We start from the raw sequence: 25,429 nt of genomic DNA on the forward strand, positions 1-25,429 counted from the left end.
AAATTAGTCAATTCGTCATAGAGTTATCATGCAAAGATGGACTATTTCTAAGATAGTCAGCACAATATTCAGATAATATGCACCAACCCCCGCTCAATATGGAAATGAAATGAACCTTTCTCAAGTCCAAGCCTTTTGTTCCGTTGCTGATTTAGGATCAGTTTCTGAAGCTGCACGCCAGTTAGAATGCAACCGAACCAAACTCAGCATGTCGATTAAAGCCTTGGAAAAAGAGTTAGATGTCGAGCTGTTCGTCCGCAGCGGAAACCACGTTGAGCTTTCAGAAGCGGGTAAAGCGATTTACAAAGATTGCGAAGGCATGTTGGTGACAGCCGCGCGTATTAAACAAACCTGCTTGCATGTTTCGGGCGAATTCAACGCAGAAATTTGGATAGCACGAGATGACTCCCTACCCGATGAAATGTGGCAGGACTTATCCCACGCCTTAAATAACAAGTACCCTTCTACCTCATTCAACTTCGTTCTCGCGTCGAGCGGTGACTTAGCTAACCTAGTTGAAACTCAGCAAGTCGACTTCGCATTTGGTGTCGATTACGAACGCGTCGATGACCCAAGAATTATCTACAACCCGCTTGGTAAGATTCGAATGATGTCTGTATGTAAGAAAGGGCATGATTTGAGTGCGATGCGACGAGTGTCTGATGAGGTACTAAGGAATTCGATGCAAGCAACCATGGTTTATCTTAATGAAAAGGATAATCCTGAGCTTGAGCCCTTCTCGCGTCGTTACATTGGCTTCTCTAGCTTCGACTTTATGTTGGATACGATTCTACGTGAAGAAGCATGGGGCGTAATGCCTGAGCCATTGATTCGCCATTTACTGCGTGAACAAGAGCTTGCCGTGATCAAACACACCTACGGTTTAACACAAGAAGACTACTGTATGTTTACCGCAGCTGGCATGGCAGAGCACCCAGGAATGAATTGGTTGGCCGACCAGCTTAGTGATTATTTGTTTGATTTCTAGACGGACGACTTTTACTCCATACTTAAGTCTTGCTCTAGAAAACCATCACGTGATCCACTAAGTAGCGTCCGTCTTCTTCAACCAATACCATTTCGGCGACAAACTCACCTTTAGCGATGGTGTAAGCTTGTTTCCACACAAAGGCGATGGAATCTGAACGTCTAAACAGCGCAACTGGCTCACGCTCAGCAAAAAAGCCATTACTGTGCTGATAATGGTGACATACCTTTTTTAAATATTCTGGCGTAACAATGTCTTTCATTCTTTGAGTAAAGTCTCTACAGTGCTGCTCATGATCAACCTTAGTTGAACCATCCATCAGATTATCCATGATCGGGGTAGCAATCGCCCACAACTCGTTATCACTGATATCGTCAAACTTCATATTGATTCTCTCCTTGTTCATTGCAGTCTCAGTCAAATCTAGAAGACCAATAAGACCCCAGCGACTGATGTGTTTTATTAATCATAAACGATCCTATTTCAGTTGCACACCATCCCAAAAAACACTCAACGTCAACTTTATTGACACCTTAAATTTAACTTAAGAAACTGAATTAAAAGCATTTATATATTTCACTTAAATAATACATATAAACGTCATCAGATAAAGTTTGTAAAGTTAGCTCATTATTAGAACAATGAAGTTATCAAAAACATCTGGAAAATATTATGTGTGACAGGAAAAGCCAAAACGAAAATCGAGTACTATTGTTCTCAGCCCTTTTAGCATCAGGCTTCGCAATTGGCGGATTGGTGTTGGGTCTTCTCGTTGGCTCTCTGGTCATAGTATTTGACGGTGTCTATTCTCTTATCAGCTTACTGTTAACTTTATTGTCACTAGCTGCCTCGAAATACATCAATCGCCCTTCGGACACTGAGTTCCCGTTTGGTCGAGCTATCATCGAGCCGATTGTGATTGCGATTAAAGCCGTTGTGATTCTTCTTGTGGTTGGTTATTCACTTTACTCTGCGATTGGTGCCCTAATGACGGGTGGCCGTGAAGTTGATGCTTCTATCGCAACTCTGTTTGGTATTTTCAACGTACTGGGTTGTGGTTACGCTTGGTGGTACATCGCGAATAAGAGTAAACGTATTTCTTCAGGTCTGATTCAGGCTGAGTCTAAACAGTGGCAAATGGATACGCTACTGAGTGTAGCGGTAACCGCGGGTTTCGTAGCGGCTTGGTTAATTACTTTTTCTCCGCTTGCAGAATACGCAGTGTATGCCGACCCAATGATGATGTTGCTAATGTCTTTCTACTTCATCAAAGTGCCTTTCGACATGTTACGTGAGGCGATGCGCGAACTGCTTATGATGTCGGCAAACAAAGATATTTGTGATGCGGTAGATAAGAACGTTGTCGCGGTAGACAAAGAAGCGGATCAAGATTTAGAGCTAATGGGCGTGACTAAGGTTGGTCCTGAGCTAAGAATCAACGTTGATATTCATACCAATGACCAAGATGCAATTGCGGTTGATGATATTGAACGTACGCGCCGCCAACTTAAGCGACGCTTATCGAAGATGCCTTATGAGCTCCAATTGAATCTCAATATCGCGAGTTAAGAATCGAGAGTTAAAAAAAAACAAGAATTAACCCATCAACCTCTGGTTAACTAAGACTCTGATTGAACCTTTTTAGAAGCCGACGCCGTAACCGTCGGCTTTTTGTCTCTGGTTACCCACCAGCAAGCTAAAGAGCCAATCGTCACCATACAAACGCCTTGCCAAAACGTCATGCTCAGTGACAAACCCAAAATCATAGAAGACAGTAAGGTCGCAAAAATAGGCGTGAAATAAGACATGGTCGCTAGGAAGACCATATTGCCGCCAAGTATCGCGGTATTCCAAAGTGCGTAACCTGCGCCCATACACACACCGGCTAACACTAAGTCAATTGCAGCACTGGTTGTCATCACCATGCCGGTTTCGTTACTCAATGCGTATTTGATCCACAAGGTGATTGCAGTCGCGATAAAGAACAGCACGATCGCATTCTGTCCTTTCGCCACTTTCTGAGTGTAATTACAGTAGACCGCCCAAATAATCGCGCCGAAAAACGCCATTGAATAGGTTTTAGGGTTGGTGGCAATATTGGCAGCGATTTGATCAACAGAAAGCCCCTGATCGCCACTGATACTCCAAGCCACACCAAAGAAGGCTAAGAAAATACTTGGGTAAACCAACCAGTTAATCTTTTTATCGCTGAGCAATACCGCGAACAACACCGTCAATGCAGGCCATAAGTAGTTGATAACGGCCATTTCCAAGGCTTGATGTCGGTTGTTTGCCATCCCTAAAGCCAGAGCTAAGAAGATCTCATAACAAACGAACAGAGCACCACCAATCAACAGGTATGACTTAGAAAACCGCGACAGCTTAGGTAACCCCATAACACAGACCAACAACAGTGAGCTCACTGTATAAAGACTGGCGGCGCCACCAATTGGGCCCAGTTGTTCTGATACGCTACGAGACAGCGCGATTAAGCAGCTCCAAAGTAAAATGGCAGCAATGCCGTAGCAGCTATGGCGATGAGATTTTAGCACACCTCTTCCTTATTTTTATTGTAATGGGGTAATCAAAGCGAGCTTAAAGCAAAGGTAGGCTTAAACGCCACTATCGATAACTTACAGTAAGTAAAAATAAGTAGCCGAGCACATAACTGTACTCGGCTATCAATCATTCACTCAAAAATCTAAAAGCAATTATGCCAATAACAGAGCTTGCAGGTCAGCCAGAGACTTAACCTGATAATGAGGGTTAATTCCGGCTGGCGTTGCCTTTTCTTGACTATTTAACCAACAGGTTTCAATACCAAAATCTAATCCGCCTAGAATATCGGAATGTGGGTTATCTCCGACCATCAATACTCGTTGTTTTGCTGGTAACCCGATCAGCTTATGGGCATATTCAAAAATTTGTGCATCCGGTTTGGCTACCCCAACCTCTTCAGAAATTATCACGTGCTCAAAGTAATCCGTCATTCCTGTACGCTCTAAACGAATTGACTGCAGCTCTGTAAAACCGTTAGTGATGATGCCCATGTTCACTTTGCCTTTTAAAGACTCCATCAACTCTTGTGCACCCGGTAATAAAGAGCAGATATCCGCCATCGCTGTTAAGAATGCACTGTTTAAAGCAGCGGTTGTTGTCTCTAATTTCTCAGCCCAGCTTTCGAAGCGCGTGTGTTTCAGTTGATCAGCCGTAATGCGACCATCTTGATAGTCTACCCATAGTGGTAGGTTAACTTCTTGATAAAAGGAATAATCCTGTTCGTTGAAGTCCACACCAAAACGAGAAAACATCAGCTTCATTCCGTGATAAGCATCAAAATGGAACAAGGTTTCATCTGCATCAAAGAATATCCAGTCGTACTTCATTTTATTTCCTATTAATCACGCTGTTGAGCTGCGTTTATCTTTAGTTGTTCATTGGCTCAAAGACCAGATGTTCATTCTACTACCAATTTTGTGAGCCTGAATATAGTTCTAATAATTTATAGAAAACAAGCCACAAGTCATGATGTATCGCAAATTTTGCCACATATTAAACCAATACCATACAATAAATACACTTAGGTACCGGGAGGTACTATGAAGCACTTTTTACCATCGTCTGTCATGCTTACCCCTTTTCTTGTCAAATACTATGACGAGGAGTCAGAAGACACGCTTGATTCTGAAGAGTCACAAGAACCTGAAATTGAATGCAGCGATGACTCAGATAAAACGTCGACACCAGCCTAACTAGAAGAGTTTTCAATGAAAAACCTTATTTTTCATTGTTATAGAGCACCATTCTGCTCTTGGTGGAGCCAATTTATCGCTAACCACTACTGACAAAGAGCACAACCAAAAAACATGAAAACGATTGCTATATGAGCCCTATCACAACGACTAGCCACAAAGTGGTAGTTCGAATTCAAAGTTGTTCCAGATCAATGGTCGACCACTTGAATGCCGACAACATGTAGGAAATTAAAAATCATAATTAACGGAGTTTTCCAATGTCTACTGCATTTTACATCCCTACAATCAACTTCATGGGTACTGGCTGTCTGAAGGATGCTGCTGATAGCATTCAGTCTCAAGGCTTTAAAAAAGGTCTGATCGTTACTGATAAGATCCTGAATCAAATTGGCGTAGTTAAGCAGGTACAAGACCTTCTTAGCCAGCGTGGCGTAGACGCAGTTGTATTCGACGGCACTCAACCAAACCCAACCATCACTAACGTGAACGATGGTCTAGAATTGCTGACTGACAACGATTGTGATTTTGTTGTTTCTCTAGGTGGCGGTTCTCCACACGACTGCGCAAAAGGTATCGCTTTGGTTGCTTCTAACGGCGGCAAGATTGCAGATTACGAAGGTGTCGATCAATCTGAAAAACCGATGATGCCTCTTATCGCTATCAACACGACTGCGGGCACCGCTTCAGAAATGACACGTTTCTGCATCATCACTGATGAAGAGCGCCACATTAAGATGGCTATCGTTGATAAGCACACAACACCGCTTATTTCAGTAAACGATCCTGAACTAATGCTTGCTAAGCCTGCATCACTGACTGCTGCAACAGGTATGGATGCGCTAACACACGCAATCGAAGCTTACGTTTCTATCGCAGCGACACCAATTACAGACGCTGTAGCGATTAAAGCCATTGAACTTGTACAAGCTCACCTAAGAACGGCAGTAGCGCACGGCGAAGACATTGAAGCACGTGAACAAATGGCTTACGCACAGTTCATGGCGGGTATGGCGTTCAACAACGCGTCACTAGGTTATGTTCATGCGATGGCGCATCAGCTAGGCGGCTTCTACGATCTTCCACACGGTGTGTGTAATGCTATCTTGCTACCACACGTTCAACGCTACAACGCGCAAGTTTGTCCTGAGCGTCTACGTGATGTTGCAAAAGCAATGGGCGTTAACGTTGAAGGTATGTCACCAGAGCAAGGTGCAGAAGCTGCGATCGAAGCAATTGTTCAACTAGCAAATGACGTGAACATCCCAACAGGTATCGCGCAACTTGGTGCGAAGCTAGAAGATATCCCTACTCTGTCTGACAACGCACTGAAAGACGCATGTGGTTTTACTAATCCTAAACAAGCGACCCACGAAGAAATCTCTGCGATTTTCGAAGCGGCAATGTAATCAGCCATTAAGTCACTTATAAACTTATCGACAAACGGGCTCACCTACTGAGCCCGTTTTCTTTACCTGCCATATGTTATTCAAGTCTCTGTTTTGAATAGCCACTGATTAAGATAAATCTCTTTAAAAGTCGCATTGTCATAACTGCTTAGTTATAGTCAAACTATTGATACATAGAATGACAAACACGTTCCATTGAGTCGTTGGATAGTTAACTCCTCATTATTAGCATCGCTCGTTTCCCACTCTGCCTTCGCGGAGGAACAGGATGAGTGTCACAGCCAACCGTTAGAAGACACGCGCGTCGAAAAAGCTTACCACTACCTAAACAGCAAGTTTTGTCAGCCCGCAATATGGTTCGATAACTTCTTTGTGGATGACCGTATTACCGAGGACGCCAGAGCCGGAACCTCTGTACGTTGGTATAATGATTTCATCTATTCTGAGGGCGGTGACGTGGATTATTCCACCAAGCTCAACGCACGCCTGCATTTACCCTTTGTCAGCAAAAGGCTTAAGCTAATCTACGAGTCTGTTGGCGATGAAGAATTCTTAGACTTCTTCCCACAAGATTCTGAAGAGTTAGAAAATGCACTTGGCCTTCGTTATGACGCCTATGCCAAGGGTTACAGTAGTTTCAATATCAAAGCGACATTACGCCCAAGAATAGAGGCTCGCTATCGTTTTACCTACCCGCTCACCACAGATGCAGTATTCCGGCTAACCCAACGTGTGTATCAAGAGAAGAAAGAGACGGGAGAGATCACTGATATCGATTTTGACCTCTCTTTGAGTGACGATTTCTTAGCGCGTTGGTCTAACTTTGCTGGCTATAACGATGACCTCAAAGGCTGGGAGTATGGTACGGGCATTACCTTGTACCATTACCTTTCTCAAGACCAAGCTCTGCAATACAGCGCCACGATAACCGCGACCAGCGAACCGTATAACCACAACGAATATTCGCAAGTGTCGGTAACGTATAGAGAAAATGTATGGAAGGAATGGCTGTTTTACGAGGTCACCCCGCGCTACTAGTGGGAACGAGAGCCTTACGAGAAACACACGGAAGAAGCCAACATCACCCTTAGGCTTGAAGTCTTGTTCAACAATGTCTAGGGCGTGTTGACCTTTCGCGGTTAAATTTTGTTCGAAATAAAAGCGTTTTAATCGCGGCGAGGGGGAAGTAGCCTAGTCATTCTAAGCAAATCCCCCTCAACAAAGAGTAAAACGCTTTTAGCCGAACCCTTCGGGCAGCGTTTGCTGGTCATTCCTACTACGTTATCGGCTTCTCATGTAGGCTAGCTACACATCGAAGTCTCTGCCTTGTATAAATACCCAGCAACTCGCTGCAAAAATCAGCTCGAAAGATCAACACGCCCTAGTGAGTGTTTGTGAGATTGGGGCATCGTTAGATAGAAAACGAGGCACAAAAAAGCACATCATGTGATGTGCTTTTTCAGTTCTATATAAGGCTTAAACTGTAGTCTTAACCCTTGTAGTTTCTTACTCGTGCCGCTTCTGCTTCACGCTTGTCGACAACGGTTTTACCGATTGGCGCCAATGAGATAACCGCGAGCTTAAGGTGCTGAATCGCAAACGGAATACCTATAATAGTAATGAAACACGCTACTGCTGACATGATGTGACCAATCGCCAACCAGATCCCCGCAAATAAGAACCAAATAACGTTACCAATCACACCTAGCGGGCTCGTGCCGATGTCCATTTCATTGGTTAGCTCATCACGCGAAATCGCTTCCTGACCAAATGGGAAGAATGAGAAGTTACCCATAACAAAACATGCTCTACCCCATGGAATACCAACGATGGTTAGGAATGCGAGCAGTCCGAAGAACCACCAAGCTAGTCCCATAAATACGCCACCGAACAGAAACCAAATGATGTTTCCTATTGTTTTCATTCTGTATTCTCCAAATCTTTGAATGCTATTTATTTAATATGCCGAGTAAGGCAATGATTGTTGTAATAGGTTCATTATTGTTGAACCTTTATGAACCGTTTATGAATCACTTACATTTTATGTGATTGATATACACCACGGTTCTCTAAATCTACATAGGGCTAAACCCATTTATTTGATACCATACACTTAGATTTTTAGTACCAAAAAGCTAAACAGACTCAACAACGAATTTAAGGCCGAATTTATGAATAACACTGAGCAACCTAAAAAGAAAATGAAAAACTGGGTGCCAATCGTCTTCTTCGGACTTCTCAGCACTGTTCCAGTGTTCATGTTCTTAGTTGATGTGTACATCAACCAGTATATGTAACAGAGCCGGACATCCTAGCTATATAAATGGATATAAGAACCCTTTCCTGTATCCATTTCAGTTCCAATTAGATCAGTTCTTCTTCAGCCAGCTCTTCGCTAATCAAATCAGCTCTTCGCTAATAAAATCTAGAATGTCTATCAGCTCATGATCAGGAAAATTTAGTAGGTTATCCCCTACATACCATTCAATCTTACATTGGTTTGGCAACTCACTGATCGCTGGGTTTCCTATCCAAATCTTGTGTTTCTTCGCTATGTTATCTCTCACAATAATGCCGTCTTCATAGCTCACAGGTAAATATAGGTGAAGCATGTTGACCTGCGGTTGCTGCGGATTAACAGTGAACTGAGGATAGTCTAATAAGATTTGGTAGATCTGTTTTGTTCGCTCAAACAGTGATGGCATCAACTCTAATCGCTCATCAAACTGCATTGCTGCTGAAACCACATAAGGCGTTCGGTGATAAACATTGCCACCTTGGCGCTTCATCCACGCAGATGCTTTCGCTACAAAGGCTTTATCGCCCAACAATAGCGAACCACCAAGGCCATTGAGACCTTTGTACAGCGAAACATAAGCACTATCGAAGCCCTGAGCAATCTCGCTGTATGACTTTTGGTAATAGGCGCCGCATTCCCACAAACGCGCACCATCCATATGAAGGTGAATTGATTGTTCTTTGCAGTACTGCTTGATCGCTTCAAGCTCATCCCATTCTGGTAATTGGCCGCCGATTTCACGCATGGGTAATTCATATAGAGCGGCTGCAATCTCATCAGGCCACGCCTTTAAGTCATCAACATTCCAAGTGCGAAATACGTTGCCAACGGGAAGTACGTTGAATCGGTTTTGGAGCTGATACCCTTGGCGTTCATGACGCATAATATGACTCGATTCATGCATCGCCACTACTGGGTTTCTTTTCTCTTGGCACGCAATTTCTAATGCTGTTGGTTGATTCATGGTGCCAGTAATCACAAATACAGCCGCTTCATAACCTAGCAGTTCCGCGACTTTGTTTTCGAAGCTCTCGATAAACTCACCATCGCCGTAGCTATCATGGCTCACATTGTGTGTCTCACACCATTCAGCCATCTGAGCGAATGTTTGTGCTGGAGTCGGTTCTAGGTGACCGGAAAGCAACAAATCACATTGTTGACGCAAGTCCATGCTCATAGTTTTTCCTTTATTCATTATCGTTCTATGTAGGGTTATTGGATTATTTACGTTACCCACCAACGGTGACATAAAATGCCCATATTCGCTTTTACTATTCGTGAATAATTAGTTTTACTCAGTCATCGGCGGCTTGTGCCAGAAATACTCAAATTGACGGATGTTTTATATAATTAAGTACCTAAAAACACACGCATCTAGATAGATAAGTATGGGCTAATTCGTTGTTGTTCAACCATTCTTCTATTATTGTATATCTATAATTCCAATAAATATTATTCGTTAATGGACAAAGAGGGCTATATGTCGAAAAATCGAGTCTTGGTGCTATTCGCTCACCCTTCTCAACATCGTTCTGAAGCAAACAAACCCTTATTTGAACAAGCCAAACGCGTTGACGGTGTTACCTGTGTCGATCTCTATGCCGAGTATCCGACATTTAAAATCAACATCGACCGTGAACAGAAACGCCTGTTAGACCATGACATTATCATTTTTCAGTTCCCTTTGTATTGGTACTCAACACCGGCAATTCTTAAAGAGTGGCAAGACCTTGTTCTTGAATACGGCTTCGCCTACGGCGCCGAAGGCAATGAACTACAGGGTAAGAAATTGTTATGTAGCATTACTGCAGGAGGTAAAAAAGATGCCTACCAAAGTGATGGTTACAACCATTTCACGATTCGAGAACTGCTTCACCCAATCGAACAAACCGCTTCTCTGTGCGGGATGAACTATCTCGCGCCCTTTGCGTTATTTGGCTCGCGTACCGCTTTGGAAGAAAACCGCATTCAAGAGCATGTCGATAGCTATAAAGTGCTGTTGGAGGCGTTAGTTGCTGGCAAGATCAATATCAAGAAAGCCAGCAAAGCAGAAAAACTCAACCACTACGTAGAAGAACTAATGGCAGAGGTTAAATAATGACGGGATATTTTCTACAAGCATTTATCTACTTAGTCGCAGCAGTTATTGCCGTGCCTATTGCCAAAAGACTTGGCCTTGGTTCTGTATTGGGTTACCTCATTGCTGGTGTTGTGATTGGCCCAATCATTGGTCTGGTAGGTGAAGAGACCAAAACGATCCAACACTTTGCCGAGTTCGGTGTGGTTATGATGCTGTTCTTAGTCGGCCTTGAGCTTGAACCTAAGATGCTTTGGGCAATGAGGAACCGACTTATGGGGCTGGGTGGCCTGCAAGTTGGTGGTACTACCGCGATTGTAATGGGTATTGCTCTGTTCTTTGGGCAGCCTTGGACGATCGCACTGACTATCGGTTTGATCTTCGCACTGTCATCTACCGCGATTGTACTCCAAACCTTTAACGAAAAAGGGCTATCCAAAACAGAAGGCGGAAAGAACGCTTTCTCAGTCCTACTGTTCCAAGATATTGCCGTCATTCCTATGTTGGCATTTATCCCTCTATTAGCCTTACCAGAATTAATTGAAGCTGCACAAAGCGCGGTTGCTTCGGCTTCTGATCACCATGAAGAGTTAAGCCTCGTCGCTGGCCTACCCGGTTGGGCTTATGGCCTTGTGATCACAGCATCTATTGCGATTGTTGTGGTCGGCGGACACTTCTTGAGTCGTCCATTGTTCCGCTTCGTGGCAAGCTCAGGCCTGCGTGAAATCTTTACTGCAACCGCACTGATGTTGGTGATTGGCATTGCTGCACTGATGAGCCTAGTCGGCCTATCTCCGGCTTTGGGTACCTTCCTTGCGGGTGTGGTTTTAGCGAACAGTGAATTCCGCCACGAACTTGAGTCCAATATCGACCCGTTTAAAGGGCTGCTACTTGGCTTGTTCTTCATCACCGTAGGTGCAGGCATTAACTTTGATGTTCTATTCAACGACTTTGGTTTGATCATTGGCCTCACCCTTGGCGTTATGCTTCTTAAAGCCTTGGTGCTATTTACGTTGGCATTGATATTCAAAATCAAAAACAGTGACCGTTGGCTGTTTACACTGAGCTTGGCGCAAGCCGGTGAGTTTGGTTTTGTACTACTAAGCTTCTCAGCTCAAAACCACGTATTACCTGCTGACATCGTCCAAACATTGTCGCTGGTTGTGGCACTTTCAATGTTCCTAACACCAGGGCTGTTCATTCTATTTGATAAAGTGATTCTTCCTCGTTACGAACAAAAATCTAACGACCGCGAAGAAGATACCATAGAAGAGAAAGGCGCCGTAATCATTGCGGGCATTGGTCGATTCGGTCAAATCGTTAACCGCTTGTTGGTGTCGAACGATGTCAATACGGTGGTTCTGGACCACCAAGCGAACCAAGTAGACTTGCTGCGCTCTATCAATATCAAATCTTACTTTGGTGATGCGACTCGTCACGACTTATTGCATACCGCCGGAATCGAAGAAGCCGCGATGCTAGTAGTGGCAATCGACAACCAAGACTCAAGCGTTGAATTAGTGAAATACGTTAAACACACCTACCCTAAAGTGAAAATCTTAGCCCGCGCATTCGACCGAGGTCATAGTTATCGCCTAAGAGAAGCGGGGGCAGACTTTGTTGAATCAGAGACCTACCATTCTGCTCTTGAAATGGGCGCTGAAGCCTTGCGTTCTTTGGGTCATCACCCATTCTTCGTCGAGCAGCAAAAATCGACTTATCAACGCGTTGAGAGCCGTAAGTCTGAAAAGCTTTACCAAGCTTGGTCTGAAGCGGAAGAGAACCCACGCTACGACAACAACTACCGACAAATCTTCATTCACCTTGAAGAAGCAATGAAAGAAGATATGAAAAAAGACCGTTCAGACAAACACTCTCGTTCTGAACGTGGTTGGACACCTCCACCGAAAGGTTATGCAGATGGCTTTGAGGAAGAAGAGTCTTAAGCAGAATCTAGACTACAGCTCTAGATAACAATGCTATTCAAGCATCAAAAGCGGCTATTTAAGCCGCTTTTTCTTTCATTTAACCCCGACAAAACCTCAAATGAGCATAAGTATCAGGTGCTGACACTCGTAATCCGAGAGATTTGTGTGATCTAGCTAAGATTTTTAATTTCTGACCACATAGCAAAAGTGGATTCAATTTTTACATTATTGAAACATTCCAACCTCGCATAAACCACACCATAAACATGGCTATATATGCACTCATTTAAGTCGTTCAATCATCGCCCCAATTCATAGCGACCACCCTCTAAGGCTTGAGTTACATTGCATATATCTAAATACGCTGCACAAGCCCCAACCCAACCATTCACCACGCAAATAAGTATTGCGCCGCATTCACAAATTCAACCCGTTAAAATTAACATAAACATTTCAAAACATGTCTATCGTTACAATTTGTAACGAATAGCGGTTATCGGTATAGTCCTGCAATTCAAAAAGTGAGACCTTTGCGCTCACCTTAAAGGAGATATAATAATGATTACTAATGATGCTGTAATAATGGGCATGTTAGCTGTTATTCTTGGCGGTGTTTTTATCACGGAAAGTAGCCAAAATAGCGCACTGAAAAAATTCTACTCGTTCGTTCCGGGTCTATTGCTCTGTTACTTTGTTCCTTCTCTATTGAACAGCCTAGGCATCATCGACGCATCAAACTCAAAGCTGTACTTTGTTGCAAGTCGTTACCTATTACCAAGCGCACTCGTTCTACTGATCATCTCAGCTGATCTACGCAAAATCTTCGGCCTTGGCTCAAAAGCCGTCATCATGTTCCTAACGGGTACGGTTGGCATCATCATTGGTGGCCCTTTAGCGATTCTGATTATTGACCAAGTTAACCCTGACCTCGTATCTGGCGATGTATGGCGAGGCCTTACAACTGTGGCTGGTTCTTGGATCGGCGGCGGTGCGAACCAAGCTGCAATGAAAGAAGTGTTCGAGGTTGATGACCAACTCTTCTCTGCAATGATTACGGTTGATGTTATCTGTGCGAACATTTGGATGGCCGTTTTGCTTATCATGGCTGGTCGTCAGAAGAAGATTGATGCATGGTTAAAAGCAGACACATCATCTATCGAAGAGCTAAAAGAGACAGTTTCTAAATACCAAGAAGAGAACGCTCGCCCAACAACCACAACCGATCTCATGAAGATCACGGCAATTGCCTTTGGTTTAACAGGGTTGGCTCACTTATTCAGTGACATGATTGCACCATGGATCTCAACCAACGCGCCACAGCTTGCGAAATACAGCCTAACATCTGGCTTCTTCTGGCTGATCGTAATGGTAACAACGTTCGCGCTGATCGCTTCATGCTTTAAATCAACGCGCAGCCTTGAGCACAGCGGCGCGTCTAAAGTAGGTTCAGCGTTCATCTACATCCTAGTTGCAACTATCGGTATGCAAATGGATGTGACAGCTATCTTAGACAACCCAGGTTACTTCTTCATTGGTATTACATGGTTAACTATCCATGCCCTTCTGATGATTGTAATGGCGAAGCTAATTCGTGCACCATTGTTCTTCATGGCTGTAGGTAGCCAAGCTAACGTAGGCGGTGCTGCATCGGCACCTATCGTCGCGGCTGCATTCCACCCAGCATTGGCACCAGTAGGTATCCTAATGGCGGTATTGGGTTACGCTCTCGGTACATACGGCGCTTACATCTGTGGTCTCATCATGCAGGCTGCTGCATTGGGTTAACAACTCATTGCTGTAAAAAATGGGCAACTGAACCTTGATCATATCGCCCATTTTCTTGAGTTCCGAGATGTAAAAAAGGCGACAGTAAAAACTGTCGCCTTTCTAATATCTTGTTACTCAGCTAAAGCTTATTCCCAATCAAGAATTACTTTACCTGACATACCAGAGCGCATCATGTCGAAGCCTTTTTGGAAGTCATCAACCTTGAAGTGGTGAGTAATGATTGGTGTTAGATCTAGGCCAGATTGAATCAATGAAGCCATTATATCCAACGAGAATACAAGCATCTTAAAAACAATCATTTACAAAAAAATAACATTACTTATGGCGACAGAATGGCGACAGATTTTTCTCTTTGGATTGTTTTAAAATTTCTAAGCCGATAGGAAGTCATAGTTGCTGACTGTTTTTATTAATGCCTTGAACTCAGAGTCAGAAAGCCCTGGTAATCACCTATTTCTACTTTTGGCACGAATTAGAGATTGTAAACGTTAGCGTCAATGACCAGTCGAGCCAAATTTGTTTAACTAAAAAGATGAACTGCAATCGATCTTAGACCTTTCAAAAAACGCAGGCCCAGATCCCGAAAGCAATCGCTAATCCATGACACACCTCGCTCTTTCCGTCTCTTAAAAAAGAGAGGCGCCTCTTTACTTAAATCAAGGAGGCGCACTTTTTTATTAATAAAAACAATTAGATCGATAAGTTGCTCAACAATACGTACTTAGCATAGAAGGATGGTAGGCACGTAAACAAAAATATGTTTAGTTCTTAAGCGTAAGTGGGTGGAAAATAACTCAAGACCCCCTCTTCAAGAGATAAGAGCAATGACAATCCGTCGCCTCAAATATTTCTTTTCCAACCAATTGAAAATAAAAAGAAATTTTAAAACTCCACCTATCAAATTAATAATTAATAATTAAATTACTAATTAAATTCGCTTTCGATCCTCCCATTTGAGGTATGTTATAACATAACAATAAAGTTAACTTGGAGAGGAATGAGTGAAAGGACAAAAAGGACATTGTTTGCAAGTACTTGGTCTGGTGGCATTGTTTTTAGGCTACGTCGCAAGTACTTTTGCTGACATTCAATTCAGGGATGTACTCGGCAGGGATGTACATTTAGAAAAACCAGCAGAAAGCATCTTTTTAGGTTTTTATTTCGAAGACTATCTTGCAATCGTGGGCCCAGATGCCTACAAAAAAGTGGTTATTTTCCCTCGAAATTCTTGGAAAGATTACCGACAATCTCAATGGACCACCTATAAAAAAATCATTCCTGAGCTAGAAACTATTATTGACTCCGGTTCTATTTACACAGGTACTTTTGATTTCGAGAGGCTCTTGTTAACTAAGCCTGATGTTGCACTTATTGCGGCGTGGCAATATGAATCTCTTGCTGAAAAAGTTGAAATCCTTGAAACAAGTGGCATCAAAGTAGTCGTTGTGGATTTCAATGCTCAAACGCTTGAAAAACACGTCACTAGCGCACGTGTTATTGGTAAAGTCATGGGCACAGAAAAGCGGGCAGAAACGATTGCAACTGAATACGCAAATGCAGTAAACACGGTAAAACAACGTGTTACTAAACACTTGGAAAACCACGAAACACGCCGTGTGTATGTTGAAGCAGGCACAGGTGGACCAAACGAATACGGTAAATCTTACTCGACCACAATGTGGGGCAACCTTTTGACCGTGGCGGGTGCCGACAACATTGCCAATGGTATGTTTAAAGGCTCTGCTCACCTAACTCCCGAATATGTGTTAAGCCAAGACCCAGAGGTCATATTTATATCAGGTGCCCACTGGGCGAAGCATAGCGACAGCGCACTCCTTGGCTTCAACAGCACCATGGAAGAAGTGCAGACTAGATACCGCCCATACCTAAGCCGCGCTGGCTGGAAACAACTGACTGCTGTTCAAAATGGTGACGTTTATGGCGTCTACCATTCAGGAACTCGTACTATTTACGACCACATCTTCTTGTTGTATCTAGCGAAATCGATTTACCCGGAAGCATTTAAAGACATTGATCCTAAGAAATTGCACCAAATTTTTTTTAAGAACTACATGCCGCAAGAGCTCAGAGGGACTTTCATGATTCAGGTGGGATCAAGCCATGAATGAAAGCATTAGAATGTCGCCTGACCTTAATTCCAGCCGCGGGATTTATCAACGATTGCAGAAGCAGCGGCTCAAGATTGTGTTGGCAACCTTTCTGGCGATGAGCCTTTCCGCATTATTCGATATCGGTACTGGCTCATCGTCGCTAAGTATTGAACAAGTTCTTAAGGCACTCCTAGGTGGCCCCTCTGGTGATAGCTTATCATCACTCATTATCTGGCAACTTCGATTACCCGCCACTCTCACCTGTATAATGGTTGGTGCCTCACTCGGGTTAGCCGGCGGTTTGATGCAAACCCTGTTAGCCAACCCACTAGCAAGCCCCTATACCCTTGGCATCTCTGCCGCTGCTGGGTTCGGTGCAGCCATAGCTTTCTTAAGCGGTTTTTCGGTCTTTGGTTTGCATTGGTTAGGCGTGCCGTTCGCGGCATTTTTAACGTCTGGATTCGCGAGTCTGGCGATCTACATAATTGGTCGGAACCGAAATATGGACGCCAAAGTACTCATTTTAGCCGGTATAGTCGTTCTGTTCTTTTTCCAGGCTCTACAGTCATTAATTCAATATTTGGCGTCACCAGAAGTCCTTCAACAAATTGTTTTTTGGCTGTTTGGCAGTCTGCAGAAAGCGAGTTGGTTATCCTTCTTTGTTTCAGGAACCGTTTTCATGTTCGGTTTGTTCTTCGCGTTGTCTCAGGTTTGGGCACTCACTGCCCTCACTTCTGGCGAAGAGCGCGCACTCGCCTTGGGGATCAAGACCAGCAAATTAAGGTTACAGATGTTTCTGCTTTGTTCATTGTTGACAGCAGGAGCGGTGTCATTTGTCGGAACCATTGGTTTCATTGGCCTGGTAGCTCCTCATCTAGCAAGAATATTAGTCGGCGAAGATCAGCGTTTCTACTTACCTTTGGCCGCAATAATGGGAGCGTTACTTTTATGTACCTCGTCCCTTATTGCTAAAGTGATTATCCCAGGCGCTATCATTCCAATTGGTATCGTCACCTCCTTGGTAGGCGTCCCGATTCTTCTTTATTTTCTAATGAGCCGGAGGTTTATCTGATGAAGTCGCTTTCAATAGAAAATCTGTCCGTAACGGTTGGGGAAAAACTCGTTTTGAAGAAGGTAGGAGCGCATTTTTGTGGCGGAGAGTTTTCCGCCATCCTAGGACCTAATGGCGCAGGAAAGACGACATTACTCAAGGCTGTCACGGGCATCCTCCCTTCTGTTGGGAAGATTACTTCAAGTGAAGGAAACGGACAGAGGTTACCCCCCAAATCTTTCTCGTACCTGTGTCAACTCAACAAATCGGCCTGTCAATTAACTGTTCTTGAGTTTGTGTTGCTTGGCTTGGTGCATCAGCTGAGTTGGAACATCACATTTGAACAAGAACAAAAAGCAGAAGCCATTCTTATTTATTTAGGTCTGATAAATCTCGCCCCAAGACAGTTTTCTCAGCTCAGTGGCGGTCAACAACAACTGGTTTCATTGGCACAAGCTCTGGTCGGTGAACCCGATATTTTGCTTTTGGATGAACCTACAAGTGCCCTAGATCTCAAGCACCAAGTTCAGATTTTAGACCTTGTTCGTCAATATACACGAGCGAAGAACATCATCACCATTGCTGTGCTGCACGATCTCTCTCTTGCCGCTCGTTACTGCGACCGTCTTCTTTTATTGAGTGACGGCATCATTCAACACCACGGTAGACCAGAAGACGTGCTCGACTCTGAAAGGCTTAGCCAAATATATCAGGTTCATGTGGACGTAAGTTGTTGCGTACATGGGCATACCCACGTCACCCCAGTTCGAACTCTTGAAACTGATTAAGCGCAATGGGAACTTATTATGACAATGACTAACAAGCACTATCAATTATTAATTGCTGTCTATACGTTTGAATCTCAAATTCAAGCTTTGACGCATTACAGTCTAGAAAATTGTGATTGTTTTGCCCTTTTACAGGAAAAATTGGATGAGTTATCTTCTTGGATTTTGCAGGAAAACCCTCAGGCCATTAGCAAAGAGTTGGGGGCAACCCCTGAGCATGATCGTCTAATTAAGCGACTTCGTGAAACGACCGTAAAAGCCCTGTGTATGTTGGAAAAGCATCAATCTCAATGTGCCAAAGAACATCCACTTAACCTCAGTGAATATTTACACCAACTTTCTGAAAACACAAAGATTGAACTCAAGAGCGCAGAGATAAAAAACCACTCAAGAGTGCTGTTTATCGGCTCTGGTTCATATCCGATTTCTGCGGTCACTATCTCTCAGTTTACGGGTGCTACAGTTCATGGCATCGATATTGATGAGCAGGCAGTGACGATGGCGAACCAACTAGACTTGGCCCACTTGTCTACTACTTTTAGCGGCAAAGATCTCATTACAGAATTTGTCTCTTTCCGACCGACCCATATCATAATCGCCTCTTTAGTCGAGCATAAATGGGAAGTGCTTAAGCAACTTAAACCTCACCTACACCGTTCTCACCGGATCTTGGTCCGGTTTGGCAACGGTTTGAAATCCGCCTTTAATTACCCTTTCAACCCTCACCTAATAGACGGATGGGACACCAAACTGCTCCTCAATGATTCCGCGATCTATGACACTGTCTTGATGGAGCGAACAGAGTGACTGTTTCATTAGGAAAAGTGTTGATCGTAGGCACAGGCCCCGCCGCATTTCAGACAGCAAAGATCATTAAAAACCAGTGTGAACAACTAGGGTTAGTAAACCGCTCATCCGAGCGTTGGCAACCCATGTTCGAAAGTTTACACAACGACAGCGTTGCGCATGTTTTTGCTGCAAAACCCTCTTTGGAACTGCTGGCCGGACAGGTAATATTTAATGCGGTTTTTGAAGATTTACGAACAATAGACGGACAATGGGAAACATTGGTTCTGGCCACGCCATCTCATGCGTATTCTGATGTTCTGTTGGCTTTACCCAAATCTTATTTGAGTGCCGTCAAAACCGTGGTTCTCATTTCATCCTTATTTGGTGGCCACCAGCTTGTGAAGGGATTTTTTGCAGAGCTGAATTTAACCCCCAACGTACTGGTGTTTTCCAATTACTTTGCGGCCACCAAATTCATCACAGGCCAAGCTGGGGTTCATGTCATGACCAAAGCCGTAAAAAAACGGATTTATGCCTACTCCAGTCAAACTGAATGTGTTGTCCTGAGTCTGCTGACTCAAACTTTAGCGGAGGTCGGTGTTGATGTTGTCGAGTTGGAAAATGGATTCAGCGTCGAGGGAAGAAACATTACCTCTTTCGTTCATCCTGCCTTTTTCCTGACCCCTTTCTCGCTCAATCACATATTGAGTGACACGAGAGAAGTGAAATACATGTACAAACTTTTCCCTGAGGGGCCGATTACTACTGAAACCATTCACACCTTGGTTGAGCTATGGCGTGATATATCAAGATTAATGCTTCACTTCAAGGGAACCCCATTTAACTTGCTGCAATTCCTCAATGATGACAACTACCCAGTGCAGCCAGAAACGATCCGTCGCAGTCAAATTGAAGAGTTCATGTCACTCACACCGATAGAGCAAGAATATTTGGTTTACGTACGATACAGCGCGATCCTGATAGACCCTTTTTCTAAGCCAGATGCAAATGGATGCTACTTCAACTTCTCTGCTGTGCCCTATGCCAAAGGCAAGGTGAATGAAGGCAAGTTGTTTTTACCTCGGATCCCCAAAGAAGATTTACAGACTCTTTACTGGCTTAAAGTATTGGGCAGAGAGCATGGAATTACCTTACCGAGCGTCAACCGTGTGTTAAGCACCTTCGAATCTTGGTTAAGTCGGTCTCAACTCCCTAACCTCTTGATTAAAGAATGCCACACTCAAGCGCACAAATACCTCATTTGGGTGCGTCGGGCAAACGAGCTTTAGAGAGAGCCATAATGAACAACGGTGTGGCGTTAACTATATTTTCTGCTTTTATTTTTAGTGTCATGAACGCACTTGTTAAAGCTGCCAGTTTGACGATTCCTAGTTCTGAAATTGTCTTTTTTCGAAGCCTAATAGGAACGGTTCTGATTTTATGTTTAATGTGGCAAGCGAATATAAGGTTTTCCAAAACGGGGATCCCATTGCTTGTACTTCGCGGTCTGTTCGGAGCCTTTTATCTGCTTGCTTTCGTGTACGCCATTGCCCATATACCTCTAGCGGATGCCGTCATTTTGGCTTACCTATCCCCGTTCTTCGTTATATTGCTTTCCAGCCTGGTCCTGGGCGAAACACTCCCTAAAAAAGCGGCGTTGCTTTTGCCTCTAGTTTTAATCGGAGTGGCCCTAATTGTTAATCCATTTAACTTCGACACGTTTAACCTTTATGCACTTGCGGGGGTGGCGAGTGCCTTTTTTGCAGCGGCTGCCTCTATCACCATTCGCCACCTAAGCAAAAAGCACCATATTTACGAGATTGTCTTCTACTTTCTTTTCACTGCTTTGCTGATATCCAGTTACTGGATGAAAGATGAATTTGTAGTCCCACAGGGCATTACTTGGATTTATCTGATTGCCATTGGTATTGTCTCACTGATTGGGCAAGTTTTCCTGACAAAGGCATTCAGTCATGAAAACGCTGCAGTGGTAGCAGTCACCCGCTATATTGGTCTGGTCTTCAATTTACTTTGGGGGGTGATTTTTTGGCATGAAATTCCAGGCTGGATGACGACATTAGGCAGTCTCACTATTATAGCCGCCTGTATCTCCCTTTCTTTAAAGAAACAATAGAGCACTTAACTGATCAGAATCTTGTATATAAAAGTAAAGACAGCTAACGGATTCAAGCACCACCTCAATATGGGAAGTAGTAAACTGGTGCTCTAACATCATGTGCTCAAAAACTTGAAAATAAGCCCCAACGACCGCCCACTGTCCTTTCCCGAAACCCCTCGATAAGAATTTACCATCTAAATTATAGAGTTCAACGGTTGCAATAAGCTTATCTTCCGTTGTATGCAGGGAAGACAGAATGTGATTTAAAGACAGGTCATTTGAACCGTTAATCCCTGAACGCTTTTAACTCCTCTTCCGCATGCCTCTCAAGATATGAATGCAGGAGAACCGCTTTGTAGTTAGACCGACGGGGCTGTAAGGAGTAATGTTCTAATGGGCTTGGTTGGGATTCATGTAGTGCGAAAAACAAGGAATCATCCTGAATTCATTTGGACCACATTTGAACACAAGGAAAACGCTCCTGATTGTGCTGATGTTCCTAACCTATCAAATTTTGAAAAATCAGGTAAATGGACATTTTTCAACCCAATGTCCTTTCAGAAAGTAAATACTTACTTCCCTGGTAAACCGACTCAAGTCTGTAGAGAAACACCCTATGGGGTTGGTTTTTTAACGAAAATTCAAGTGGCTAAAGATATAAAAGCGCTTAACGAGGCAATGTCAGACTATTACCAATCACGTAAATTTGTTTGGTCTAACTACTTCCTTGTGGGTACATCTTGGACAGTCTCAAACGAGAGTGATTTAAATAAAGGAGAGATACCTCCCACTTGGAAAAATGAAATAGGCGGTTCGAAGTTATTATCAAACAGCACAATGGAGACCTATGTCCAAAACCCCCAATGGTTTGCTTTAGTGCATCCTAAAGAAGATAGGGGCTGTTTTGCTTGTCATAAATATAATCCTTTAACAAAGAAAGCCTTACATTTAAGCCATATGTTTAATGCGGCCCAAGATTATGGTCCGTGTTTCTTTAAGGATTGATTTAGAACCTAAAAATTGAAACTTCCTAACAAAAAGTGATCGGCTTTCCACTTTTATAATTTTACCCTTTCAAATTAAAAGGTTTTATAGAAATTAACGTTAATTAAACCACATAATAACATTTTATAGCTCAAGACAATCCATTGGACTTATAATTATAAAGAGTTAAGCATGCGCTCCAGACACCCTTGGTTAGACCGCTTATTCAGTCCCCACCCTCAATGGGTCTATAAGACTGGTGTTATGTTATTGGCCCTGTTGTTTAGCTTATTGGCTTCATTAGCAACCAGTCTTTATCAAGTTCATAATGAAATTAAGCATGACGTCGACTACCTCGATCAAATCGTTTCTGTTGCGATTAAATATGGGCTTGAAAAACCCACTCTTTCTGAAGCCAGCGTCGCTAGCGGTGAATGCTCCACTGACACTATAGAGCAGTTAGAGAAGCTTTATGTGTCGCATCTACTTATGTCGATACCCATCGTTAATCTTGATAAGCAGAAACCTTATACCTATTGCTCTCCTTTCGGCGTTGAGCAATTTGAACAACGTAATTTTAAGAACTTACTCAGTACACAATTAAAAGGGGAAATGTGGCGTTTAGCGATTTATTCTCTCTCCACAACCCCAAAACATCCCCCCTATTTATACGGTTCGAATGGACAATATGGCTTCCTCTTTCCATTACGCACGGAATACCTTTTTCTTGAAAATGATTTAGACCATCAACGCTCTATTCGTTTATCTTTACCAAAAGAAAATTACACTATCCTTGAAATAGGCAGTTTGCCCAATGCTGATCGCCTGTACTCGAACTCAGTTGCTTCAAACTATCTTCCTCTTACCTTTGAATCCTCCGTCTCAGCCTCACGAGTGCTTTCGAAGTTTAAGCAAAACTTGTGGCCGGTCACCACTTTACTCTTTATGATTTCACTCACCATTCTTTGGTTATGTGTTTCCTATTGGCACGCAAAAAAAGAAATTGCTCTTCAAAAAGCGGTTCGAGACGCCCAGTTTTTCCCCTATTATCAACCCATTGTAGACGCACAAACAGGTAAAATGCTCGGTGTCGAAGCTTTACTCCGATGGCTTCCCTCTGATGGCCGCGTCATAGAACCAAGCAAGTTCATCCATTATCTAGAGCAAAGTGGGGATATCATTCCAACAACAGAAAATCTCATTACAACCATTTACCGCGACTTATCGTCTTTGATGAGTCAAAACGCTGAGTTTTATTGCAGTGTCAACATCACTCCTCTGCACCTACAAAATGACGATTTTTACCACTATTTAAAGCGGTTTCAGCACGACTACTCAAAACTGACGCTTGAATTGACAGAACGCCAACCGATTGAAAATTTGGCGTTTGCCAGTCAGCGCCTCGCCTTACTCAAAACATTAGGACTTAAAATAAGCCTTGATGATGCAGGTACCGGTTATGGCGGAAACTCCTATTTGCATTATTTCGATATTGACACTATTAAAATAGACAAAATGTTTACACGCTCCATTGATGAAGGAAAATCCGCTGTTCTCGATGGGTATATTAAAATGGCTAAGCAGTTAGAAATGAATCTAGTAGCGGAAGGGGTTGAAAATAAGCTTGAAGCTAACGGGCTTTTATTAAGAGGCGTCTTTCAACATCAAGGTTACTATTACGCTAAACCTATGTCGCTTGAAGATCTCCATCGCTGGGCTTTAGATTATGGTTATACTCACGAGCGGGTTAGTGAGGCGCTCAGCTAAAAACATCACGGAGCTTACCTTAGTCAACAACGAAAAGATGCTCTTGCTAATCTCGTGGTTTAGCCTATTTGAGTCCATAAAACGAACACGTCGGGAGTAAAGAAGATAACCACACTCTTTGCTCATTTGTGGCATCACTTACTTAAAGTGGTCCACCAAGGTCCCCTTGTGGGATAACGAACCGTTCCCGCCTTACACATCAGAACATGTACGTCAGAAAACCCTTTTGGCCCGTTCTTTCACGATAGGTCGAAAACCAAGTCCCTTGTGCGTTGCTGATGCTTTCAAACATTGTCATCCCCATTGATGTTGATTCATACTGACTACGTTGATATCGCAGTCTTTGAGAGCAAAGTCGAAAAACACATTCGTCGGCTTTTTATTCCATCAGCATACCAACACCCGCATCACCGTAAGAGTGGCTGCCTTCACTATTGCAAAAAGCGCCGCAGATGGGCGCAGGCCTGCGTAATATGCCTAAAAAGTTCAGGAGCCTTACCTGGGGCGACGTCCAAGGCTGTTTTTCTACTCAATTAAGCATGCTGGTTAAGTGGTTAAACAGAGTTACTTGGGAATACCAGACACCACACCCTTTGGGTGTGCGTATTCTACTACAAGAATACACAAGCCAGTTTGTAGCACGGCTCTTGAGAGAGAGCCCATTGTTTTGTTCTTTTAAAAGAGCAAAACAATGTCCTTAAAAGGAGTTTAAATAATGCAAATTGTATACGGATATTGTCGTGAAGATGAGGCGGGGAGTTTATTGGACCGCTTTGTTGAACAAGGGGATTTTGTCAGCTTCAAAGAACTGGGCTCAGTCGGGCGTGAATACATGGCATTTGCTGCTTTGTTGCCTTTTACTGACCGCCTCCCCTTTCCTTTCTATTGGAAGGGTGTTCATTTCGTTTCGGTTCAAAAACACACTCAATCGGTCCGTCAACTCACGCCACCACCATCAAAAAATGCTCGCAAAAAACATTATCGTAAACTCAAAAATACGATAATGACCCCCCAAAATTGGAAACAACACGTCAGTCGCAATCGCGGTTTGAAGTATGTAAACGCTTCCTTGTTGCCTTTAATGTAATCAAGAAGCACCATGGGACCACCCTCACTCATACGGCTTAAAGTCAGCCCAAAGGCATGACGAACAAACAACGTCCACTTTTCAACCCACCAGATGCACGACACCCCTTTTGATAAAAGCGGTGCGATGTCGTGCCTCTTTTATTTACATTTAAAGGTAACCACATGAAAGATAAAACCTCACGCTTCATCCTTCCTCTTACGTATTGGCGTCACTTTTGTATGCTACTGGCCGTCTACTTTGCCTGTGCGTCACCCGCTTACGCCGATGACCTTTTTGCCAGTGGTAAAGATACCGTGACCAACACGGTAGGGACGGGGTCTTCTGGCGAGTTCTACATTCTGGTGGCAGGCCTGATTGGCGGCATCATCGTGGGCATCATGCAAAAGAACTGGGTGGGTGGCATCATCGGCTTTTTCGTTGGCGTGGTGTTCTGGGAAGTTGGTAAAGGGTTTGTAGGCTTATAAACCACATAAGGAGAGCGCGAAACTA

At 43.4% G+C, this 25,429-nt stretch carries 23 protein-coding genes and 2 pseudogenes; 19 read left to right on the forward strand and 6 right to left on the reverse strand.

Going from position 1 to position 25,429, the window contains the following annotated elements:
- Positions 1–109 precede the first annotated feature (109 nt).
- Positions 110–988 (forward strand): LysR family transcriptional regulator, encoded by an 879-nt coding sequence (locus AB6E78_RS09510; protein WP_016797108.1) that lies wholly within the window; start codon positions 110–112, stop codon positions 986–988.
- Positions 989–1,022: 34 nt separating this feature from the next.
- On the opposite strand, the gene AB6E78_RS09515 is transcribed toward AB6E78_RS09510, so the two are convergent.
- Entirely contained in the window at positions 1,023–1,373 is a 351-nt protein-coding gene (locus tag AB6E78_RS09515; RefSeq protein WP_081230662.1) for a hypothetical protein, read from the reverse strand.
- A 287-nt stretch (positions 1,374–1,660) separates the two neighbouring features.
- On the opposite strand from AB6E78_RS09515, the gene AB6E78_RS09520 reads away from it, so the two are divergent.
- The gene (locus tag AB6E78_RS09520; RefSeq protein ID WP_102428335.1) at positions 1,661–2,557 is read left to right on the forward strand and encodes a cation diffusion facilitator family transporter; all 897 of its coding nucleotides are present in this window, start codon (positions 1,661–1,663) and stop codon (positions 2,555–2,557) included.
- A gap of 50 nt (positions 2,558–2,607) precedes the next feature.
- Here AB6E78_RS09520 and yddG read toward each other — a convergent pair whose 3' ends face one another.
- Both yddG and yjjG read right to left on the reverse strand, forming a co-directional pair.
- Positions 2,608–3,540 carry an aromatic amino acid DMT transporter YddG gene (yddG, locus tag AB6E78_RS09525; RefSeq protein WP_017060901.1) on the reverse strand — a complete coding sequence of 311 codons (933 nt, stop codon included), beginning with the start codon at positions 3,538–3,540 and terminating at the stop codon, positions 2,608–2,610.
- A 159-nt stretch (positions 3,541–3,699) separates the two neighbouring features.
- Positions 3,700–4,374: a pyrimidine 5'-nucleotidase gene (gene yjjG, locus AB6E78_RS09530; protein WP_372133248.1), complete on the reverse strand. Its 675-nt coding sequence runs from the start codon at positions 4,372–4,374 to the stop codon at positions 3,700–3,702.
- Between the two features lie 213 nt (positions 4,375–4,587).
- On the opposite strand from yjjG, the gene AB6E78_RS09535 reads away from it, so the two are divergent.
- The 3 genes and pseudogenes from AB6E78_RS09535 (at position 4,588) to AB6E78_RS09545 (ending at position 7,268) form a co-directional block, all read left to right on the forward strand.
- A complete protein-coding gene (locus tag AB6E78_RS09535) occupies positions 4,588–4,740 on the forward strand; it encodes a hypothetical protein (RefSeq protein WP_017060903.1) in 153 nt (50 codons plus the stop codon).
- A gap of 260 nt (positions 4,741–5,000) precedes the next feature.
- On the forward strand, positions 5,001–6,149 hold the full coding sequence (yiaY, locus tag AB6E78_RS09540; protein WP_017069430.1) for an L-threonine dehydrogenase: 1,149 nt from the start codon (positions 5,001–5,003) through the stop codon (positions 6,147–6,149).
- A 195-nt stretch (positions 6,150–6,344) separates the two neighbouring features.
- Positions 6,345–7,268, forward strand: a pseudogene (locus AB6E78_RS09545) (hypothetical protein).
- 370 nt (positions 7,269–7,638) lie between these two features.
- Here the strand turns inward: AB6E78_RS09545 and AB6E78_RS09550 are convergent.
- Complete coding sequence (locus tag AB6E78_RS09550) at positions 7,639–8,073, reverse strand: YccF domain-containing protein (RefSeq protein ID WP_004730224.1); 435 nt, start codon at positions 8,071–8,073, stop codon at positions 7,639–7,641.
- A 247-nt stretch (positions 8,074–8,320) separates the two neighbouring features.
- On the opposite strand from AB6E78_RS09550, the gene AB6E78_RS09555 reads away from it, so the two are divergent.
- Positions 8,321–8,446, forward strand: coding sequence for a hypothetical protein (locus tag AB6E78_RS09555; RefSeq protein ID WP_017060906.1), 126 nt, complete (start codon positions 8,321–8,323; stop codon positions 8,444–8,446).
- 102 nt (positions 8,447–8,548) lie between these two features.
- On the opposite strand, the gene AB6E78_RS09560 is transcribed toward AB6E78_RS09555, so the two are convergent.
- Entirely contained in the window at positions 8,549–9,625 is a 1,077-nt protein-coding gene (locus AB6E78_RS09560) for a low specificity L-threonine aldolase (RefSeq protein WP_372133278.1), read from the reverse strand.
- A 303-nt stretch (positions 9,626–9,928) separates the two neighbouring features.
- Here AB6E78_RS09560 and AB6E78_RS09565 point away from each other — a divergent pair, with 303 nt between their 5' ends.
- The 3 genes from AB6E78_RS09565 (at position 9,929) to AB6E78_RS09575 (ending at position 14,238) form a co-directional block, all read left to right on the forward strand.
- A complete protein-coding gene (locus tag AB6E78_RS09565; protein WP_017069427.1) occupies positions 9,929–10,546 on the forward strand; it encodes an NAD(P)H-dependent oxidoreductase in 618 nt (205 codons plus the stop codon).
- Positions 10,546–12,471, forward strand: a complete 1,926-nt coding sequence (locus tag AB6E78_RS09570; RefSeq protein ID WP_372133244.1) for a monovalent cation:proton antiporter-2 (CPA2) family protein — start codon at positions 10,546–10,548, stop codon at positions 12,469–12,471. The genes AB6E78_RS09565 and AB6E78_RS09570 overlap by 1 nt, the downstream gene beginning before the upstream one ends.
- Before the next feature lie 540 nt (positions 12,472–13,011).
- Complete coding sequence (locus tag AB6E78_RS09575) at positions 13,012–14,238, forward strand: DUF819 domain-containing protein (RefSeq protein WP_372111617.1); 1,227 nt, start codon at positions 13,012–13,014, stop codon at positions 14,236–14,238.
- Positions 14,239–14,366: 128 nt separating this feature from the next.
- Here AB6E78_RS09575 and AB6E78_RS09580 read toward each other — a convergent pair.
- Positions 14,367–14,501: pseudogene (locus AB6E78_RS09580) on the reverse strand (L-threonine 3-dehydrogenase); the annotation flags it as partial.
- A gap of 765 nt (positions 14,502–15,266) precedes the next feature.
- Here AB6E78_RS09580 and AB6E78_RS09585 point away from each other — a divergent pair.
- The 10 genes from AB6E78_RS09585 (at position 15,267) to AB6E78_RS09630 (ending at position 25,404) form a co-directional block, all read left to right on the forward strand.
- Entirely contained in the window at positions 15,267–16,370 is a 1,104-nt protein-coding gene (locus AB6E78_RS09585) for an ABC transporter substrate-binding protein (protein ID WP_017061832.1), read from the forward strand.
- Positions 16,363–17,424, forward strand: a complete 1,062-nt coding sequence (locus AB6E78_RS09590; protein WP_372133240.1) for a FecCD family ABC transporter permease — start codon at positions 16,363–16,365, stop codon at positions 17,422–17,424. Before AB6E78_RS09585 ends, AB6E78_RS09590 begins: the two co-directional genes overlap by 8 nt.
- On the forward strand, positions 17,424–18,191 hold the full coding sequence (locus AB6E78_RS09595) for an ABC transporter ATP-binding protein (RefSeq protein ID WP_017061834.1): 768 nt from the start codon (positions 17,424–17,426) through the stop codon (positions 18,189–18,191). Before AB6E78_RS09590 ends, AB6E78_RS09595 begins: the two co-directional genes overlap by 1 nt.
- Positions 18,192–18,209: 18 nt before the next feature.
- Positions 18,210–18,998 (forward strand): nicotianamine synthase family protein, encoded by a 789-nt coding sequence (locus tag AB6E78_RS09600; RefSeq protein WP_017061835.1) that lies wholly within the window; start codon positions 18,210–18,212, stop codon positions 18,996–18,998.
- Positions 18,995–20,269 (forward strand): opine metallophore biosynthesis dehydrogenase, encoded by a 1,275-nt coding sequence (locus AB6E78_RS09605; protein ID WP_017061836.1) that lies wholly within the window; start codon positions 18,995–18,997, stop codon positions 20,267–20,269. The genes AB6E78_RS09600 and AB6E78_RS09605 overlap by 4 nt, the downstream gene beginning before the upstream one ends.
- 11 nt (positions 20,270–20,280) lie before the next feature.
- Entirely contained in the window at positions 20,281–21,114 is an 834-nt protein-coding gene (locus AB6E78_RS09610; RefSeq protein WP_017061837.1) for a DMT family transporter, read from the forward strand.
- Between the two features lie 378 nt (positions 21,115–21,492).
- Positions 21,493–22,104: a hypothetical protein gene (locus AB6E78_RS09615; RefSeq protein ID WP_017061838.1), complete on the forward strand. Its 612-nt coding sequence runs from the start codon at positions 21,493–21,495 to the stop codon at positions 22,102–22,104.
- Between the two features lie 171 nt (positions 22,105–22,275).
- Positions 22,276–23,850, forward strand: coding sequence for an EAL domain-containing protein (locus AB6E78_RS09620; RefSeq protein WP_137001375.1), 1,575 nt, complete (start codon positions 22,276–22,278; stop codon positions 23,848–23,850).
- Between the two features lie 715 nt (positions 23,851–24,565).
- The gene (locus tag AB6E78_RS09625) at positions 24,566–24,937 is read left to right on the forward strand and encodes a hypothetical protein (RefSeq protein ID WP_102488489.1); all 372 of its coding nucleotides are present in this window, start codon (positions 24,566–24,568) and stop codon (positions 24,935–24,937) included.
- Between the two features lie 164 nt (positions 24,938–25,101).
- The gene (locus tag AB6E78_RS09630; protein WP_102488488.1) at positions 25,102–25,404 is read left to right on the forward strand and encodes a type IV conjugative transfer system pilin TraA; all 303 of its coding nucleotides are present in this window, start codon (positions 25,102–25,104) and stop codon (positions 25,402–25,404) included.
- Positions 25,405–25,429 lie beyond the last annotated feature (25 nt).

This window comes from Vibrio sp. 10N.247.310.98 (genome assembly GCF_041467395.1).
Classification (GTDB): Bacteria; Pseudomonadota; Gammaproteobacteria; order Enterobacterales; family Vibrionaceae; genus Vibrio; species Vibrio crassostreae_C.